The organism is Ruegeria sp. CF5 (assembly GCF_056537325.1).
On record NZ_JBQFRI010000003.1, the window covers coordinates 94,195 to 111,926 of the forward strand.

Annotated in this window: 14 protein-coding genes; 9 read left to right on the plus strand and 5 right to left on the minus strand. The window is 56.5% G+C overall.

Features of this window, described 5'->3' with window-relative positions; translation table 11 throughout:
• The first annotated feature begins 26 nt into the window (after positions 1–26).
• Entirely contained in the window at positions 27–1,826 is a 1,800-nt protein-coding gene (thiC, locus tag ACR0NW_RS09830) for a phosphomethylpyrimidine synthase ThiC (RefSeq protein WP_480791572.1), read from the plus strand.
• A gap of 255 nt (positions 1,827–2,081) precedes the next feature.
• Here thiC and ACR0NW_RS09835 read toward each other — a convergent pair whose 3' ends face one another.
• Positions 2,082–3,062 carry a hypothetical protein gene (locus ACR0NW_RS09835; RefSeq protein WP_480791573.1) on the minus strand — a complete coding sequence of 327 codons (981 nt, stop codon included), beginning with the start codon at positions 3,060–3,062 and terminating at the stop codon, positions 2,082–2,084.
• Positions 3,063–3,308: 246 nt separating this feature from the next.
• On the opposite strand from ACR0NW_RS09835, the gene ACR0NW_RS09840 reads away from it, so the two are divergent.
• Positions 3,309–4,289 carry a serine hydrolase domain-containing protein gene (locus ACR0NW_RS09840; RefSeq protein WP_480791574.1) on the plus strand — a complete coding sequence of 327 codons (981 nt, stop codon included), beginning with the start codon at positions 3,309–3,311 and terminating at the stop codon, positions 4,287–4,289.
• A gap of 22 nt (positions 4,290–4,311) precedes the next feature.
• Here ACR0NW_RS09840 and ACR0NW_RS09845 read toward each other — a convergent pair whose 3' ends face one another.
• The gene (locus tag ACR0NW_RS09845) at positions 4,312–4,749 is read right to left on the minus strand and encodes a hypothetical protein (protein ID WP_480791575.1); all 438 of its coding nucleotides are present in this window, start codon (positions 4,747–4,749) and stop codon (positions 4,312–4,314) included.
• Positions 4,750–5,033: 284 nt separating this feature from the next.
• On the opposite strand from ACR0NW_RS09845, the gene htpX reads away from it, so the two are divergent.
• The 7 genes from htpX (at position 5,034) to ACR0NW_RS09880 (ending at position 11,006) form a co-directional block, all read left to right on the plus strand.
• A complete protein-coding gene (gene htpX / locus ACR0NW_RS09850) occupies positions 5,034–5,939 on the plus strand; it encodes a zinc metalloprotease HtpX (RefSeq protein ID WP_480791576.1) in 906 nt (301 codons plus the stop codon).
• 163 nt (positions 5,940–6,102) lie between these two features.
• Positions 6,103–7,416 (plus strand): MFS transporter, encoded by a 1,314-nt coding sequence (locus tag ACR0NW_RS09855; protein ID WP_480791577.1) that lies wholly within the window; start codon positions 6,103–6,105, stop codon positions 7,414–7,416.
• A 593-nt stretch (positions 7,417–8,009) separates the two neighbouring features.
• A complete protein-coding gene (locus tag ACR0NW_RS09860) occupies positions 8,010–8,450 on the plus strand; it encodes a hypothetical protein (RefSeq protein ID WP_480791578.1) in 441 nt (146 codons plus the stop codon).
• Positions 8,447–9,109 (plus strand): MotA/TolQ/ExbB proton channel family protein, encoded by a 663-nt coding sequence (locus ACR0NW_RS09865; protein WP_480791579.1) that lies wholly within the window; start codon positions 8,447–8,449, stop codon positions 9,107–9,109. Before ACR0NW_RS09860 ends, ACR0NW_RS09865 begins: the two co-directional genes overlap by 4 nt.
• Positions 9,110–9,140: 31 nt before the next feature.
• Complete coding sequence (locus tag ACR0NW_RS09870) at positions 9,141–9,467, plus strand: ExbD/TolR family protein (RefSeq protein ID WP_480791580.1); 327 nt, start codon at positions 9,141–9,143, stop codon at positions 9,465–9,467.
• Between the two features lie 4 nt (positions 9,468–9,471).
• On the plus strand, positions 9,472–9,849 hold the full coding sequence (locus tag ACR0NW_RS09875; RefSeq protein WP_480791581.1) for an ExbD/TolR family protein: 378 nt from the start codon (positions 9,472–9,474) through the stop codon (positions 9,847–9,849).
• Positions 9,846–11,006: an energy transducer TonB family protein gene (locus ACR0NW_RS09880; protein WP_480791582.1), complete on the plus strand. Its 1,161-nt coding sequence runs from the start codon at positions 9,846–9,848 to the stop codon at positions 11,004–11,006. Before ACR0NW_RS09875 ends, ACR0NW_RS09880 begins: the two co-directional genes overlap by 4 nt.
• A 401-nt stretch (positions 11,007–11,407) precedes the next feature.
• On the opposite strand, the gene ACR0NW_RS09885 is transcribed toward ACR0NW_RS09880, so the two are convergent.
• The 3 genes from ACR0NW_RS09885 to ACR0NW_RS09895 form a co-directional block, all read right to left on the minus strand.
• The gene (locus ACR0NW_RS09885; RefSeq protein WP_480791865.1) at positions 11,408–13,942 is read right to left on the minus strand and encodes a cation:proton antiporter; all 2,535 of its coding nucleotides are present in this window, start codon (positions 13,940–13,942) and stop codon (positions 11,408–11,410) included.
• Positions 13,943–14,250: 308 nt separating this feature from the next.
• A complete protein-coding gene (trhA, locus tag ACR0NW_RS09890; RefSeq protein WP_480791583.1) occupies positions 14,251–14,919 on the minus strand; it encodes a PAQR family membrane homeostasis protein TrhA in 669 nt (222 codons plus the stop codon).
• A 71-nt stretch (positions 14,920–14,990) separates the two neighbouring features.
• A complete protein-coding gene (locus tag ACR0NW_RS09895; RefSeq protein WP_480791584.1) occupies positions 14,991–17,381 on the minus strand; it encodes a fatty acid cis/trans isomerase in 2,391 nt (796 codons plus the stop codon).
• Positions 17,382–17,732 lie beyond the last annotated feature (351 nt).

Genomic DNA, 17,732 nt, shown 5'->3' on the forward strand with positions numbered 1-17,732 from the left:
TCGGCTTGAGCTTGAGGAGCGCCAAAATGAATGTCCCAAATCCGAAAATCACCACCGGTGAATTGCCCGCGTCGCGCAAAATCTATGTCGCGGGTGAGCTACATGACGATGTCCGCGTGCCCATGCGCGAGATTTCAACCCACCCGACAGCAGGAGAGGCGCCTCTGCCGGTCTATGACAGTTCCGGCCCCTATACGGATCCTGACACCCTGACCGATATCAAACAAGGTTTGCCGACGCTGCGTGCCGAATGGATCAAGGCGCGTGGCGATGTCGAGGAATATGACGGGCGCGAGATCACCGACGCCGACAACGGATTTGTTCAGGGTGACAAACTGACGCCGGAATTTCCGGTCAAACCACGCCCTCTGCGTGGCAAGGACGGCGCAGCGCCGACCCAACTGGCCTATGCTCGCGCGGGCATTATCACGCCGGAAATGGAGTTTGTAGCAATCCGCGAAAACCAGCTTCGCGAGACATCACCCTGTCTTCGGGATGGCAATGATTTTGGGGCTCGCATCCCCGATTATGTGACGCCGGAATTCGTGCGCGCCGAGATTGCAGCCGGGCGTGCGATCATCCCCAACAACATCAACCACCCGGAAAGCGAGCCGATGATTATCGGGCGCAATTTCCTGGTCAAAGTCAATGCCAATATGGGCACCTCTGCCGTGACCTCTTCCATGGAGGAAGAAGTGGACAAGATGGTCTGGGCGATCCGGTGGGGCGCGGATACGGTGATGGACCTCTCTACTGGGCGCAACATCCACAACACACGCGAATGGATCATCCGCAACAGCCCGGTGCCGATTGGCACAGTGCCGATGTATCAGGCGTTGGAAAAGGTGAACGGCGTCGCCGAAGACCTGACCTGGGAGGTGTTCCGCGATACGCTGATCGAACAGGCCGAACAGGGTGTCGACTACTTCACCATCCACGCCGGTGTGCGCTTGCATATGGTGCCTATGACGGTGAACCGGGTGACTGGCATTGTGTCGCGTGGCGGCTCGATTATGGCCAAGTGGTGTCTGTACCACCACAAGGAAAGCTTCCTGTATGAGCACTTCGCTGAAATCTGCGAGATTTGCCGTCGTTATGACGTGGCGTTCAGCCTTGGTGACGGCCTGCGCCCTGGCTCGATTGCCGACGCAAATGACAAGGCACAGTTTGCCGAGCTTGAAACACTGGGCGAGCTGACCAAAATCGCCTGGGAAAAGGATTGCCAGGTGATGATCGAGGGGCCGGGTCATGTGGCCATGCACAAGATCAAAGAGAACATGGACAAGCAGTTGGAATGCTGCCACGAGGCGCCATTCTACACACTTGGACCGCTGACCACGGATATTGCACCGGGCTATGACCATATCACCAGCGGCATTGGGGCGGCGATGATCGGATGGTTCGGCTGTGCGATGCTGTGCTATGTCACGCCCAAGGAACATCTGGGTCTTCCCGATCGTGATGACGTGAAAACCGGTGTGATCACCTACAAGATTGCCGCCCATGCCGCAGATCTGGCCAAGGGTCTACCCGGGGCGCAGCGGCGTGATGATGCGCTATCCCGCGCACGGTTCGAATTTCGTTGGGAAGATCAGTTCAATCTCTCGCTCGATCCCGAGACGGCGCGGGATTTCCACGACCAGACCTTGCCCAAGCAGGCGCATAAAGTGGCGCATTTTTGTTCTATGTGCGGTCCGAAATTCTGCTCGATGCGGATCAGCCACGACATTCGCAGCGAAGCGCAGAAAGAGGGGATGAAGGCCATGACCGAGAAGTTTCGCGATGGCGGCGATCTGTATATACCCGTGACTGAGCTGGATGAATGATCACGATTTCAGCTGCTTGCCGGCCTCGCGCCGGCAATGCAACTGGCACGCTTACGCGCGTTGGTGCGGGTATGGCCCCATCCCGATTATGATGGTCAAGGGATGTGTCGCAAAATTTTGGAACGGCCAAAGTCAGCGACTTACTGTGCACACCTATCCTGCGATCTCGGCAAATAGCTGAAACCCGGAAGATAGGTGCGTCGAGCGAAGGCCCTTCCTAAACTTTCAATGATTTTGCGACCCAGCCACCTGATTTCAATTGCAGATCGGCAATTCTAGCGGTGGCTGTTTGGGCAGGGAATCCCGCCATTGATTGATGATGGGCTGCAGATCGCTTTTGGGCCAGAATTTTGGAGATCCGATGGTCTGTAGACACGCAGCGTTCCAGTACAACCCGGCCCGCGACAGCGATTTTCCCCTTTTGACCGCTTTCGCAACGGCGTTGATATCATCGGATTCAGGATAGATGTAGAGGGTCGTCGGATTCCCCTCCACCAGCGCCAGAATGTCCCGCGAGGCAGATTGGGACCACGTGGTGCATCCGTTGCTGCGACCGCCGGTGTAATTCACCAACCTTCCGTATGGGACATACCCTTCATTGTCAGCATGAGGACTTTGCGGGTTTTTGAACCGGCACTGCCATTTCAGAAATACAGCGGGATGGCCACCGATGGCCCGCTCGCGGGCGTTGCTTGTTTCGCCTTCTCCATCAAACAGAAGGAACGTGCGATAGAAGGGTTTTCGCGTGCCTGACTGGCTGTAGTACCCCTTGAACGAGGTTCGCGTTTCGGCCGTCACATAAGACCCGCCCGTGGTCAGCTTCGACCCTTCCGCATTACTGAAATTCTTGGCGCATTGTCGACCGTTCGAGAAATTCGCGCGTCGTAATTTCCGACCATTGCCATAGCCGGACGAGACGGCCCGGAATGTTCTCGTCGCCTCGCAAATGACATAAAACCGGCGTCCGGGATTGCCGCCGGGCGACGTGCTCGGGCGTGTCGCATCCTTGGCAAGGTAACAAGGGTTTCTGACCGCGCCCTGACGGACCTTTTTCTGGTAAAGCGCCCGCGCCCGTTTCAGGACCACCGGCGCAATTTGCCCGTCGCCCGTTCCCACATGTCGCTGCAACCAGTCTGGAATGTCAGCGGATAGCGCATCCACCCTATTTGGCAGTGTTCCCACCGATGCGGTAATGAACATGGCTGCGATAACAAGACGGAGTGCATTCGAAGGCAATTGAAAAACCCCTGCTGGAATATCCTCACTGCCAGAGTACCACGAAACTCTCGAAGAATGACGATGCGCCTTAAAGGTCCGTTGCCGACTGTGGCTGATTAATCCATTACCCCAATCTCTGCGTTAACACGACGGTCTTGTCCGGGGCCGCTAATAACTCGACAGAAGTGTCATCATTTTTGCAAAACCGCCGCCAACTTGTTCCTTTCCGTTGGACATCCGGATTTTCGTCGCCAAATAAAGCCCATGATTACGCGTCGTACATTTCTGGCTACATCCACCGCGTCTTTGACTGTTCCACATGTTGTGCGTGGGCAATCCAATGGCCTGAGTGATGAAATCCTCAACCTGCCACAACTGCATTCTCTACAGGTCCAGCGCGGAGGCGAAACGGTTTTTGCCCAAGCCCCCAAGGGTCCTGGCCTGGATCATCCGGCGAATATCAAATCCTGCTCGAAAAGCATTGTTGCGCTATTGCTTGGCGTAGCAATCGAGAAACAAGAGGTTCCCTCGGTCGATGCCACTCTGCACGAGGTCGCGCCACAGCTGTTACCGGAAAATGCGACGCCCGGATCCGCAGATATCACCATGGAGGATCTGGTCACATTGCGGGCCGGTCTCGAAAGGACGTCCGGTAGCAATTATGGCGAATGGATCAGCTCTCCGAATTGGATAACGGACGCGCTCACCCGCCCCATGGTGGCCGAGCCCGGCAAGCGGATGCTGTATTCCACCGGGTCGACCCACATCCTTGGTGCGGCCCTGACCGAAGCGACGGGACACAGCCTGTTGGAACTGGCGCGTGGGCGATTGGGCGCCCAGCTGGGCATCGAAATCCCAGCCTGGACGAGGGACCCGCAAGGCTACTACCTCGGCGGCAATGAGATGGCGATTACACCAAGGGCGATGCTGAAAATCGCGGTGATGCTTCGGGACCGGGGCGTTTTTGAGGATAAGCAGGTTATTCCGGAAAGCTGGGTCTCAGCCTCGATAAAACCGCGCGGCCGATCGGCTTTCTCTGGCCTGAACTACGGCTATGGCTGGTTCCTTTCACCATCCGGTTATGTGCTGGCCCGAGGTTACGGAGGGCAAATTATTGCGGCTCATCCCCGTCGCAATCTTGCCGTCGCGATCACATCCGATCCAACGCGACCCGCCCGGTCGGCCGGCTATTTTGGAGAGCTTGTCCGATTGCTGGACGGCCCTATCCTGAATGTCGCAGGGTGACGGGCCGGACGCTCAGAACCTCTCAGTGCACTTCAAATTTGACGATATCCCGCTCCTCACCGGCCCGGCCAGCGACGTCGATCACCCGATCATCGCCCATCCGGATGCAGGCCGCAGGTAGCTTCCAACCCAATTCCTTTTTGGGTGAGGTCATCCAAAATGCACATTGCCACGGTGTCATGTCACGCGGCAGCGCCTTCAACACTTCTTCCATCAACGGCAGCGGCGTGCCATCTTCAGCGAACTGAAACGAAGGATAGGCGTCTGCGCCTTCGTAAGGGACCGACAGTATTTTCCCCGCCCGCTTCCAGATGTCCCCTATGCGCGTGATCTGCCAGGAACCGTTCTTCCATTTTGCGTGAACCGCGGCGTCATCCAGCAATGGATGCTTCCGCGCAAACTTGTTTCGCTGAACGTCACTTGCGGCATCACAATGCCGGTCGATCTTCGACAAATACATCTACTGACTCACAATACTCACCAACCACGTGGGATATATTGTACCCGAAAGCGCTTCCCGCCAAAGTGAAACACTTCACTTGCTGCATATCGAATACTAACGTGCCCAAGTTGCCGCTACTGTGCATGAGGGAACGACAATGGGCGACCTACGGGGCCTGAAAAGCCAGCTTTGACGCATCGCCGAATGCTCTCCTATTTGTCACAGCCCATGGAAACCAACCCCGCAGACAATATATGATAGGGTGAATTCTTACCCGAAGATTGTGCGCAGGAACACAACGCATGGGCTATACGAAAACTGCGATATTGATGGCCGCTATGACGGCCTTGTTCATGGGGTTGGGATATCTTCTTGCCGGTACCGGGGGGATGTTCCTTGCCCTGGTGATTGCCGCTGGCATGAACGTGTTTACATGGTGGAACTCGGACAAAATGGTTCTTCGCATGCATAATGCACGGCCCGTTCCAGGCGATGACCCGTTGGGGCTTTCTCAGTTGGTCGAGTATCTGGCGCAAAACGCCAACATGCCGACCCCTGCTGTCTATTTGCTGGACACGCCTCAGCCAAATGCATTCGCTACAGGGCGCAACCCGAACAACGCGGCGGTAGCCGTCACCTCCGGGCTGATGCAGACGTTGTCCCGCGACGAGCTGGCTGGTGTCATTGCCCACGAGCTTGCGCATATCAAGAACCACGACACCGCCATAATGACTGTCACCGCCACCTTCGCAGGCGCCATTACAATGCTGGCAAATTTTGCGCTGTTCTTCGGCGGAAGGCGGGACAGCGCGATTGGTCTGGTTGGAACCATCGCGCTGATGATCCTGGCGCCACTGGCCGCAGGGCTGGTGCAAATGGCAATGAGCCGTACACGAGAATACGTGGCAGACCGGATCGGTGCCGAAATTTGTGGCCAGCCGCTGGCCCTAGCTTCGGCCTTGGAGCGTATTCAGCTGAGTGCAGCCCGAATTGACAATGATGCGGCCGAGAGGAACCCGGCGACTGCGCATATGTTTATCATCAACCCCCTGCATGCCCATACCCGCGACAAACTGTTTTCGACGCACCCCTCGACCGCAAATCGCATTGCGGCGCTGAGGAAACTTGCCGGGCAAACGGCCTCTCCACGCAAAAGCGACACTGATCGGGAAAGAAAGGGGCGGATTGAATCAGGTCCCTGGGGATAATGTTTTTCAAGCTGGGTTGAGACGCTTTTGCTATCCGGTGCCCGTCGGCATGCAGATCGACCTGAAACCGGCCCGCCCTGGTCACCAATGGTTTTGATTGGCATCATGCCCCGGCACCGTCTATACTCCTGAAACATTAGACATTATCTGACCAGGCGACGCTATGATTGATGCGACCGTGCCTGCGACCCGATTTCGTTGGGCTATTATAGCGCTTTTGTTTTTGATCAACACGATCAACTATGTCGACCGCTCGGCGATTTCCTACGCGGCCCATGCCATTCAAACCGAGTTCAGCTTGTCATCCTCTCAACTGGGATTGGTGCTGGGCGCTTTCGGCATCGGCTATTTTCTTACAACGCTGCCCGGCGGATATTTCGCTGACCGGTTCGGAGCCCGCAAGACCTTTGCATTTGCCGTTCTGCTCTGGTCCGTCGCAATCGGCTGGACCGGTGCGGCAGTCGGTTTCGCCATGCTGTATTGCGCGCGCATGGCGCTTGGGCTGGCTGAGGGGCCGTCCTTTCCGGCACATTCGCGCGTTCTGGAACGGTGGCTGCCACCGCACGAACGGTCCACGGCCATGGGTGCTGCGCTGGTCGCGATCCCGCTGGCGCTGGCGGTCGGCGCCCCATTGGCCACATTTGTCATCGTCGAATTTGGATGGCGCGTAATGTTCTTTGGCCTCGCGTTGCTAGGCCTTTTGTGGCTGCCCGCGTGGCTCTGGCTATCCAGTGATTCACCTGAAATGTCGCGTTTCGTGAACAGCGCCGAGAAGGACTATGTCCTCGAAGGCCGCAACGCCACGGCGAGACCTGAAAACAGCGGTCGGCTGTCGCGCGAAGATCTCAGGATATTGCTGCGAACACCTACCCTGCTGGCCAGCTATTGGTCGTATTTTGTGTTCGGTTACCTCATCTTTTTCGTAATGACCTGGCTACCTGAGTTCTTGCGCACGACCTATCATCTGGACCTCAAGCAAATCGGTTGGGCGGCAGCGATACCTTGGGCCGCCGCTGCGGTTTCGCTGTATACTGTGGGGAGGCTGTCGGACTGGCTGCTGATCCGGACCGGAACCTATCGGATCGCGAGAACCTACCCTATGGCGGCCCTCCACGGGATTGTTGCGCTTGCAGTTCTGCCTCTTGCCTTTGTCGACAGCTTCCCAATCGCGCTGATCTGCATTTCGGTCGCCGTATCTGCAGGGCTCGGAGCAAATCCGATTTTTTACGCGGTCATCGCCGATATCGTGCCGCAGCGCGCGGGAACCTGCATGGGCGTAATGAACAGCGGCTTTGCCCTTGCCGGATTTCTGGCTCCTGTCATCACGGGCTATGCCCTGAGCGCGACCGGCACATTCGCAGTGGCCTTCGGCCTGATTGCTTGCTTTGCAGCCTCCTCAGTGATCGGTCTGCTGGTTTGGCACCACCCAGATGCCATCGTCGAGACTGCAAAACCCACGGAGGACGAAGTTTCTTAGAGCCATGCAATGGCTTGGTCATGTTCGCCTGCTCATGCCGGGCACGACCAACGATTCAGGTGGTCACACCTTTTAGTCTGCCGACCTCTGCACAGAGTTTCGGGTTGTCCGACCTCAAATGACTGGTTTTTGATGCAGTTAATCCAAGCCGAAGCGGGTGGCCCATATAGGTTCTGAAGGTTTAGACGCCCCGCTGGCCTCGGTGTGCCATTGTGGGTTTGCAAACAACCTGAATGGAGGCGATGGAACAAGTGCTGCACCCTATCGTTGGACGCGTCGCATTCAAACGAGAACGGCCCGCAGCAGTCGTTAACGGCGGCGTGTCAGAATGGCGGTTTTGGGCCGTCTTCAACTTGGTGCGATGGTTTGAGTGTATTAATGCCGCGGCGCTTCAAAGGTAAGCTCGAGCCCATAGTCCCAAATGCGGTACCTTGAATAAATGGAAGCGATTGCTGAAAGCCGACCTTGGCTGCTGCCAAGGCTGTCTCGAATGGCCCTTTAAAGCAGGGACGAGTTGACATAGTTTTGGCATGGCCGACGCGGAGCGTCGCGGTTCTATGGCATTCAAGAAATCTGCGCTCGGGAGACAAACCATGCTATTTCGTCGCCTTGCTCTTGCTGGGCTTTTGGTCGTAGCATCTTCGTTTCAGACGACGCTGCTCGCACAGGTCACCACAGAGCGACCATCGGGCCTTCTTATTGAACTGAATGCGCTTAAGGATGTTGATGGCGCCTGTCGCCTGACCTTCTTTGCGCAAAACATGACAGAAGAAGAGATCGACAAAGCCGTGTTCGAGACCGTGATATTCGATCCAACCGGTGGGGTCGTGCGCCTGTCGCTCTTCGATTTCCGCGATTTACCGGCGGGACGACCGCGCGTGCGTCAGTTCGATCTGCCCGGCATGTCGTGCGACATGGTGGGACGGGCATTGATCAACGGGGCGAATTCTTGCGTTGTCGCAGGGGCCGAGAGCAAGGTCTGCCATGAGGCGCTGTCTCCAAGCAGCCGTGTCGCAGTGGAGCTTCTCGGATGAACCCGCTTGATGCCCTGCGCGAGATTCTGGCCCTGGGCGGTCCGGTGGTCGCGATCCTGATCGTAATGTCTGTGCTGACCTTGGCGGTAACGATCTATAAGCTCTGGCAATTTGCGGCTTGCGGGGTCGGTCGGCACCGGGTTCTGTCCGAGGCGCTGGCAGCTTGGGACAAGGGAGACCGGCAGACGGCGCGTGCGCGTCTTGACGACAGCCACAGCTACCTCGCCCCGATTGTCGGCGCCGCAATGGATACACCCGAGACGCCCGGCCTCGATGATCGTTTGGACGCCGAAGCGGGTCTGGCGCTTGCCGGGCTTGAGAGAGGCTTTCGTTTGCTGGACACCATTGCGCAGCTCGCCCCGTTGTTAGGGCTCTTTGGCACGGTACTGGGCATGATCGAAGCGTTTCAGAGCCTGCAGACGGCGGGCTCCTCTGTCGATCCCTCTCTGTTGGCCGGCGGCATCTGGGTCGCCTTGGTGACCACGGCGGTTGGCCTTGCCGTGGCCATGCCTACTTCGATGCTGCTCTCATGGTTCGAAAGCCGCACCGCGCGCGAGCGGGTCTTCGCGGACAAAGCCCTGCGCACCGTGCTGGTGCCGGGTCAGGCCATCGCGGCGGCGGGAACCGATGCCTCCTCGGTAACGCCCGAGCATGCGTAGGGCAGCGCTCTTTGTCAGACGACCTTTGTCGGTGACACCGCTCATCGACGTGATCTTCTTGCTTTTGCTGTTCTTCATGCTGTCATCGACCTTCTCGCGTTTCAGCGAGATCGAGCTGAGCAGCGCAACCGCCGGGGGCGCAGCAGCCAGCGAACCGACGGAACGGGTCTTTGTTCAACTTGGCGCAGAGCGGCTGACATTGAATGGCGCGCCGACCTCGCTCGATGAGCTGGCCGGGCGGGTCGAGGCCGGGCAGGTTCTGGTCAGCCTTGATGCCGACACCTCGGCGCAGCGGCTGGTGGATCTGCTGGTTCGCCTACGCGGGCGCGACGGGTTGAGCGTAACGGTGTTGGAGTGAGCCGATGATCCGCCACGCCCGTCCCCGCCGCAAACTCGCCTCGACCATCCCCCTGATCAACGTCGTCTTTCTGATGCTGATCTTCTTCCTGATTACCGGCACGCTGGCCGCACCGCTCGACCCCGATCTGGAGCTTGTGAACACAACCGAGCTTGAGGGGAGGGAACCGCCCGACGCATTGGTGCTGCACCAGGACGGAAGCCTGAGCTTTCGCGGCACAGCGACCGATCCGGAGGCTTACATGGCGGGCCACGGCACCGAACCCGTCAGGATCGTACCCGACCGCAACGTCTCTGGCGCCCGCTTGATCGAGGTCACCGGCACGCTCCGCCGCCTTGGCGCATCCTCGGTGTTTCTCGTGACCGTGCAGGCCCTCGAATGATCCGCCGGTCGCTGGCTGTTGCGACGATTGCCCTGCTGGTGTCGCTGCTGGTTCACTTTTTTGGCCTGAGCGTTGTTGTGCCTGACCCGACAGAACGGCCTGCGGCGGACAGCACAGCGGACACGGTCGCCTTGGGCAATGCTTTCGAAGATCTGGCGGATGCCCCCGCCGAACCGGTGCAACCCGAGCCCGCAGAAGTGCCCGATCCCCCGGTCGAGACGGCGGCGGAACCTGAACCGGCGGAAGTACCGACCAGCGATGCGCGTGTGGCCTCGGACGACCCGCAACAAGTGTCATCGCCCGACACCGGCACTGCCGAAATCCTGCAACCGACGGCAGCGGAACCGCCTCAACCTGACGCGCCAGAGGGTGAAGACCCGCCCGAAGATGGCGCTGACACCGCCGAGGAAACGGCCGCAATACCGCCGGTGGAACCCGACACGGTTACAGAAACTCCGGTTGGCACGGCTGACGGCAACGCAGCACCCGTTGAGGCCGAGACCGCGGTCGCGCCATCCATTGCACCTGCTGCCACGATTGCTCCGGCGCCCGAGACCGCGGCAGTTCCGGTTGTCCCGTTAAAACAGGCGGCTATCGTGCCGGAAATCCCGCTTGAAACGGCTGAGCCCGTGCCTGACGAACCCGATGCCGCAGCAAGCGATGAAGAAACGGATGCGACCGATCTGGCCATGGCCACTTCTCCGCGCCCGCGTCTACGCGAAGAGCGGCCAACACCCACGTTGAAGGGTTTGCGCGACGGATTGAACGATTTCAGTGACCTGCGCAATCCCACGCAGTTGGTCGAGTCGCCGCTTCGCACCTATCAGCGCGATGGTGTCGATGCCTTCAGTCAGAGAAGCAGCGGAAGCCGGTCAGGTGGGCGCGGACCGGGCAACGCTGACACAACAAACTATGCCGGTGAGGTACTAGTCCATCTCAATCGATCTCCGGTCGTCTATGTCAAAGACAGAGGGTTCGCGCAGGTTTTCTTCGAGATCAATCCGGATGGAACGCTGGCTTGGGTCGACATCGTAGACAGTTCAGGTTCCCAGAATCTAAACCGTGCCGCCAAGGCACAGGTTCAGAGCGCGGCACCCTTTCCGCGCCCGCCGGGCGGCGTAAGCCGAAAGCTTTCATTTTTCTATCAGATCAAATGATCAGCAGCGCAGGCGATAGCCGACCTTGGTGGAGGCGCAGCGAAAGTTCATTTCGTCCGGGCAGCGTGAGTTTAGCCAGTCTCTGATTTTGCGCCTGCAGCGAACAGCAGGTTCGACGGGTCGCGGCGCAGCATCAGTTGGCAAGACTCAATGACCGGATTGGGCCGTTGATATATCGCAGATCGTGCGGCCCGCTGTCTCATACAGCTGTACTTCCTGACTGACGCTCTTAAAATGAGAGGTCGGCAATTGGGGCGATTGTCCGAGATGTTGAGGGTAGTGACGGTTTTTTTCGAGTGAACTAGCCTCTGATAGGAGTAGACATTCAACGAAACAGAACCCGACTGGTGCCAGTGAAACACCACTGTTGATTTCGCGGTTCCTTTCCAATTGAGAATCTCTCAAGATATGGTCCCTTGTTCAGAGGATCCCTCTGCCTCATCCAGATCCAACACCGCTGGGTCGATCATGCGCTTGTCAGCGCTCATCTTGACAGAGTTTCGCATGGCCTTGCTTCGCCGCAGCAAGCGCCGGAAACTTGCCTCGTCAAGCATAAGCAGGGTCGAGGGTGCCAACGCCCGGACGTTTACGCGACGAGGCCGTTTCAATAGCATGGCCAATTGCCCAAACATTTCACCTCGACCCAGCCGCGAGCTGTGCCTGCCGAGTTCCACTTCCACCGCCCCGGAAGCAATGAAGAATACACTCCGGGCGAATTCGTCTTTGGATATGATGGTATCACCCGCGTTGGCATATCGGGTACGCAGCGCCCGGCTGAGTTTCCTGAGCGAAGATTTGTCGAGATCGGAAAATAGTGGGAACTGCCTGACCAGATCCCGTCCTTTAAGAGTGATGTCCAACTTCGGACGCCCTTCAGACAACGTATATCGCGCCGCCACTTCCTGCATCAACACAGAGTAAAGTTCTTCGCCCACAAGGCCGTCTTCGCGCATGACCGCATATTCACGTTCTTCAAGGCGCAGCGCGGTTCGCCGGATAAATCGCCGCTCCAACTTTTCGGCATAACCGGGAAATTGCAGCCGCAGACCGTCCAGTGCTGTTTCAACCGCCTCGGATCGACGCGCCAACACTTCATCCAGCAATTCTGCAACCCGGCGGCCGTGGATCCGGCGGATGCGGCCGCGGACGAACCCGTCGAGGTCCTGCAGGATAAGACGTTGCATGAGCAATCTTTCAAACCTATCCGTTGTAAGACGCGTGAGCGGGAACGAAATTCGAAGCCGGTTGTGCAGAAAAACGGCGATCCGAAAAGATCTGCCGTAAACGACCGACCGATTTGATGCGCGCTGATAGCCGATCCGCCCGCCAGTCCGTGCGCCTTCAATGAGCCGATCCGCATCGGACAGAATCTTCTCACTCAGGACCGATGACATGGTGCGTTCCCGCATCCGAGCCAAGACGGAATCCCGCTCTGCACCAGCTAGCGCAATAAGGCCAAGTGTGACCCGGTCACGATCAAGGATCTGTGCACTGTCTTCAGCGGCCTTTACGGCCTCGTCGAGGCGTTCGCTAAACTGCTTGGCTTCGTTTCTGACGATATCGTGGGTCAGGTTGTAGTTTTCTGCGGTGCGGGACACGTCCTCGCGAACCGATTGCAAGGCGACCGCGACCACCTGACGCGACAGGGCGGTATCAAGCGGAGAAAGCCTGTCGAGCCCCAGTTTTGTGATCACCGTGCGCAAGGTTGTACCCTGAACAATCAGTGTAAACAGCGTAAAGCCAGTGGCCAGAATGCCGACCAGACGCTTGGTCTCAAGCGGGACATGCGTGCTTTCGGTAACAGCCAGCGCCAGCGCCAGCGTCACGGCACCACGAAGTCCACCCCACAGTATTGCGGTGCGATAGGGGCGTTCAACAGCAGGCGACAGGCCTATTGCCGTAAGCAATGGCAGCAGCCCGAACAGAATTGCTGCCCGTGCGAACATCGCGGCCAGAACCACCACAACCAGCAGGCCAAAGTCGGACGGCCGCACCTCTTCCAGCAATCTCGGTATCAGCAACGCTGCAAGAATAAAGATCAGCGCGCCTGCCCAATGTGCCAGAAGATCCCAAACTTCCTGCAGATTTGTCCAGGCGACCGGTGACAAACGACCGGGGCCTGTGAGGTTGAGCGTAAGACCTGCGGCCACCACCGCAATGACACCCGAAGCCCCGACGCTTTGCTCTGCAACGATGTAGGCGAGGTAAGGCAGCGCAATGGAAATTGAAATCTGCGCCATTTCCCAGCGATCTACAAAAGCCATCAGCCAGACCGCCATGCGGGCCATGAGCCAACCAGTGAGTGCTCCGCCTGCGATCAACAGCGGAAACTGCCCCACGGCTTCACTTAGCAATGGATCGGGTCTCCCGAGCATTACGAAGCTCATGAATAACCCGAAAAGAGCGACCGCAGCAGCATCGTTAAGAAGGCTTTCACCCTCAATTATTCGCGACAACCTGCGCGGTGCCGAAATCGACCGGAAAATGCTGACAACCGCCGAAGGATCAGTTGTCGACACAATAGCGCCGATCAACAGGCAGGCGGCCAGCGGCAGGGCACTTACCCAACTCAGCGCATAGCCAATGGAGAGAGTCGCGACAATCACTGCCACAACTGCCATCATCAGGATGGGCATCCAGTCATCCAGCATCCTGCGCAAGTTCATGCCGAGTGTCGCCTGAAAGAGCAGCGTTGGCAGGAAAACATAGAGGAAGACGTCTGACCGGATCGGTAGATCGATAATTGCCTGCGCCCCCGGGTTCAGTGCATCCGTCAGGTCAGTGTCGAGAAAGAACGTCGCGCCAAGCCCGATCACTATCCCCAGGACGGCGAGGATAACGCTGTAGGGCAGGCGCATTCGCGCGGCCAGTGGTTCCGCCACGCCGATTACAACAAAAAGAGAAGTGATGATGGTCGTAATGACGACGATATCCATCATTACTTGTTACCTGAGAACTCGAACTAATGGAATCTACCCTTCAAGCCGGATCGACCACGTGGAATCAATGTGTGTACTTACACTCGTCCAGACTGTGCAGTTGCAGCGTATGTCAGGAATGACGGGCCGCAGTGCGACACCAGCGCGGTGAGTGACGGCAGGTCTGGGCCGTGATCGAATTTGGTCACGCGTTTAGCTCAATCGAGTGTTGTGACGCATCCGAGATCTGCTCTGAGCCTGAAAGCGGCGCTCTATTAAGTACGCCCAAGCTATAACGTTGCCGTTCAAAAAAAACTAACGAAAATCTAGCGCGTGACATGGGGCATGTGCAAAACATGGACGGTCACAGCAACGAAGAACAGGGCGCTTCCGGTCAATACCAACACGTGCCAGATCGTGTTGTGGAACGGCAGGCGGTCCGCGAGATAAAACCCGACACCAAAAGTGTAAGCCAAACCGCCAGCAATCATTAGCGTCAGAACAGTGTGCGAGAGTTCGGCAAGCATAGAGTGGTTTGTCCAGACGATCGCCCACCCCATCACCAGATACAACACAAGCCCAAACCATCGAAATCGAATGGGATCTGTCATTTTCAGAACTGATCCAAGCGTTGCCGATGACCACAGCCCGATGAGGAGCCCGGTGGCCGGAGTGCCTGAAAGCAGAATGAATGGTGTATAAGTGCCCGCGATTTTGACGTAAATGCCAGAGTGGTCGAGCCGGCGGAGAAGCTCAGACCATCTTTCACTTTCTACCATGTTGTACAGGGCAGAAAAGGACAACATCAACAGAAGGGTGGTACCGTAGATTGAAACACCCAGAACAGCAGTGGGGTCGGCGTGATTGATGAGTGTCATCGAAATGAGCGCCGGGACCGCAACAAGCGCCGATGTTACGCCCAAAATATGCACAATTCCGTCGCTGAAACGCTCGGCCCTACTGTAGGCCGGGCGAATATGTGCAAGGTAACGCATGACTTAGAATTTAGGCGTCGAACGGTGATACGCCAAGTTAACAAATCTTTATGGCAATCAAAGCCACAGACTCAGTTTGGCGCATCGTCCAAATTTGGATCCATATACCTGTTCAGGTCGAGGATACCCGCTTGAACCGGGTGTCGACTGAAGAAAGTTTCATGAATTCGGTCGCTTAACGGCCAGAAATCCGTACTCGTCCGGCGCACACCATATTCCGCCACAAACTCCATATAATCGTTCTGGTTTCGAATTGACTTTAAGGTATCAATGAACATGCCCAACTGGACCTGCTGTACCTTGAAGTAAAAATTGGGATAGCTTCCGATCAAATCAGGAAGGATTGTCAAAACGTCCGCGTCCGGTTCCCGGCGCGCCTTTTCATCAAATAAGAAAGCTACATTGTAGTGCGCCTTGTCGTGCACAAGCGTGAAAATATCTGTCATCCCACCCTGCTGTTCAATCACCAGAACAGAAAGGTCAGGCAAGAACTTTATCCAGTCACCGGTCTGGTTTGCCAGATCACGAAGTATAGAAGCGGTATCTTGATCCATGAATCGGGAACAACTCACGTCCGAACACCTGTTAATTGGATCTGAAACTGACCAAAGCCCTTCGCCACGGTTCAGCAATGTCATATGGAATTCCTGTTTGGGCTGAGTTGATTCATAATCAATACCCGTAGGAACGTCGTCATCGACACGGCGTCGATGCCAGTATGTATAAATTTCAGCAAGAGAGCCTTGGTACCAGTTCCTGTGCATCTGCAGGCGGACGTCTCTTGGCATGAAATTGAGAAAGATATCTTCACTTTCCATACGCAGTTCGTCCATGTACAACCGTGTTGCCAACTGATGTTCGACGCGCCCGAAGACATCATATGCCGCCACCAGATTGTAAAAGATACGTTCAAAAATCGGATAGTCGATAACCCAGGCTGTTTCAGGAATCCCGCCATGAAATCCAGTCATTGCGGAAGCGTTGTCAAAATGTCGGAAAACAGTGATCAGCGCATTCGGATTGGTGCCGTTGCCATCCCAGATGGCCTCATACCCGAAACCGGTTTGGTGCACCGGGCTATTTCGGTATTTTGCATCGCGAAACTCAAGGTATTTGACCTGGTTCCCGTGCGAAAACGCCTGCAAATCTCCTAGTGTACCTTGATTTACTTGCGAAACCGGCAATTCCAAAAATTCGGCTCCGTATTCAAGATAGCTCGGATCGGTTATCGACAAATCCGAATCTGGATCCAGGAAGCTGACCCAGAACCGGTCTTCGATCACATCGACGGCAGTCTGCCCATGACAGACTGGACCACGTATGAAACTGCGGACGAAAAACAGCGCATCGTCCAAAAGAAACTGATAGCGGCCCTTGGCCGGTATCTGCCCAAACGTGCTGAATGGATTACCGCCTTCCGCGTCTCCGTAATCGGGTAAGTCTGACAGGCTCCAGTTCGGAGTGAGAAACAGTTCCTTGTATCGCGCCATACGCTCAGGCCCAAGTTCGTATACAAGGTGTTCTTTGTGTACAATGGTCTCGTCGACCAGCTGCAAACGGTAGAAAAACGGCTTGTCGCCTGGGTCGTCGAACGGGCGTCGTGTCGCGATGATGTCGATAGCTTCACCTTGCGGCGTGGTCGAACGTACGAGCTGAAAGAACCGCCTAGAATTATCCCCCAGAAAGTGTAGCCGCGCCAGAAACAGGTGCTCATAAAGATACCGGCTCATCAAACGGCTTCGAATGTCATCGCCGTTCAAGAACGATTCCCAATCTGCGATCTGCCGCTTGATTTCTTCAGGAATTTCAGCCGGTAAGAAGGAAACTGTCGCTCCGCCACGCGCCCAGGACGTCAGTGTCTGATACTCTGTGTCGCTAAGTGGCGCTGTCGCATATGGCATGCCGGCTAGTGGATGGTCATTGCGAAACGTCCCGAACTCTCGTGACGAAGGACAGACGAGAGGGCGATCGATGGTTAGACTAAGCTCATCTGGAACAGGCGCGTTTTCCGGCAATGGGTTCTGATGTGAAAGGTCAAGGTATCGTTCGAGCAAGCTCAGAGAAGCTGCGGGTTGCCCGGGATCGCGAACAACCGAAAAAAACCCAAGCGCTCGCCACTCGGCGGGGGTTTTAGCATCAACACCAAGCCGGGTGGGTCGTGCGTCATTCAATCGCTTAGTGTGGTAAACAGCTTGTTTGCTCGCACCGCGCAACAGCCCCTCCGGCGACGTGAGTTTCAGCTGGCATGGTGCGTCATAGCAGCTGTGGCAGACGACACAGCGGGCGTTCAAGATCGATTCGACTTCGGTCCAGTTTTCATCATGCAAAACGAATTCTTGATTCTCAGGGGCTGCGACATCCGCCTCTCCGGCAGCCTTAACAGAGGTACAAAACACAAGCACGAATGCAGCAGCGACTCTGATCCAGACGGCCCAGTCAGAAAATAGTGTAGCTTTCGGCATCAGACCTCTCCCAACGTTGTTAGGCATTGAAATCCAAATAGGCGTGATCTCCAAAAATATTCCAAGTCGAAATCTGTAGAGATCTCATCTTCTCGATTGGATCGAAGACTAAGAACTACCTGTAAAGATGTTTACTTCTTTACGCGACCTAGTCTGGCTGAATGCCCGCAGTTGCGTGCTATCATCGAAACGCTGGCGTTGCAGAGCGCATGGTCATTGCGGCACGATGCTTCGTCCATTGGATTTTGCAACGACTATGAACGTCCGCAATACAGGCTGCAACCGCAGCATTGGGAAATTGGGAAAGTGTGCTGAGAGTCCACTATGGGCCGCCCGTGAAGGCGACCCATT

Bases quoted from the DNA above. Each gene is read 5' to 3' on its own strand.
- thiC (WP_480791572.1), top strand. From the start codon at position 27: ATGAATGTCCCAAATCCGAAAATCACCACCGGTGAATTGCCCGCGTCG.
- ACR0NW_RS09840 (WP_480791574.1), top strand. From the start codon at position 3,309: ATGATTACGCGTCGTACATTTCTGGCTACATCCACCGCGTCTTTGACT.
- ACR0NW_RS09845 (WP_480791575.1), bottom strand. From the start codon at position 4,749: ATGTATTTGTCGAAGATCGACCGGCATTGTGATGCCGCAAGTGACGTT.
- htpX (WP_480791576.1), top strand. From the start codon at position 5,034: ATGGGCTATACGAAAACTGCGATATTGATGGCCGCTATGACGGCCTTG.
- ACR0NW_RS09855 (WP_480791577.1), top strand. From the start codon at position 6,103: ATGATTGATGCGACCGTGCCTGCGACCCGATTTCGTTGGGCTATTATA.
- ACR0NW_RS09860 (WP_480791578.1), top strand. From the start codon at position 8,010: ATGCTATTTCGTCGCCTTGCTCTTGCTGGGCTTTTGGTCGTAGCATCT.
- ACR0NW_RS09865 (WP_480791579.1), top strand. From the start codon at position 8,447: ATGAACCCGCTTGATGCCCTGCGCGAGATTCTGGCCCTGGGCGGTCCG.
- ACR0NW_RS09875 (WP_480791581.1), top strand. From the start codon at position 9,472: ATGATCCGCCACGCCCGTCCCCGCCGCAAACTCGCCTCGACCATCCCC.
- ACR0NW_RS09880 (WP_480791582.1), top strand. From the start codon at position 9,846: ATGATCCGCCGGTCGCTGGCTGTTGCGACGATTGCCCTGCTGGTGTCG.
- ACR0NW_RS09885 (WP_480791865.1), bottom strand. From the start codon at position 13,942: ATGGATATCGTCGTCATTACGACCATCATCACTTCTCTTTTTGTTGTA.
- trhA (WP_480791583.1), bottom strand. From the start codon at position 14,919: ATGCGTTACCTTGCACATATTCGCCCGGCCTACAGTAGGGCCGAGCGT.
- ACR0NW_RS09895 (WP_480791584.1), bottom strand. From the start codon at position 17,381: ATGCCGAAAGCTACACTATTTTCTGACTGGGCCGTCTGGATCAGAGTC.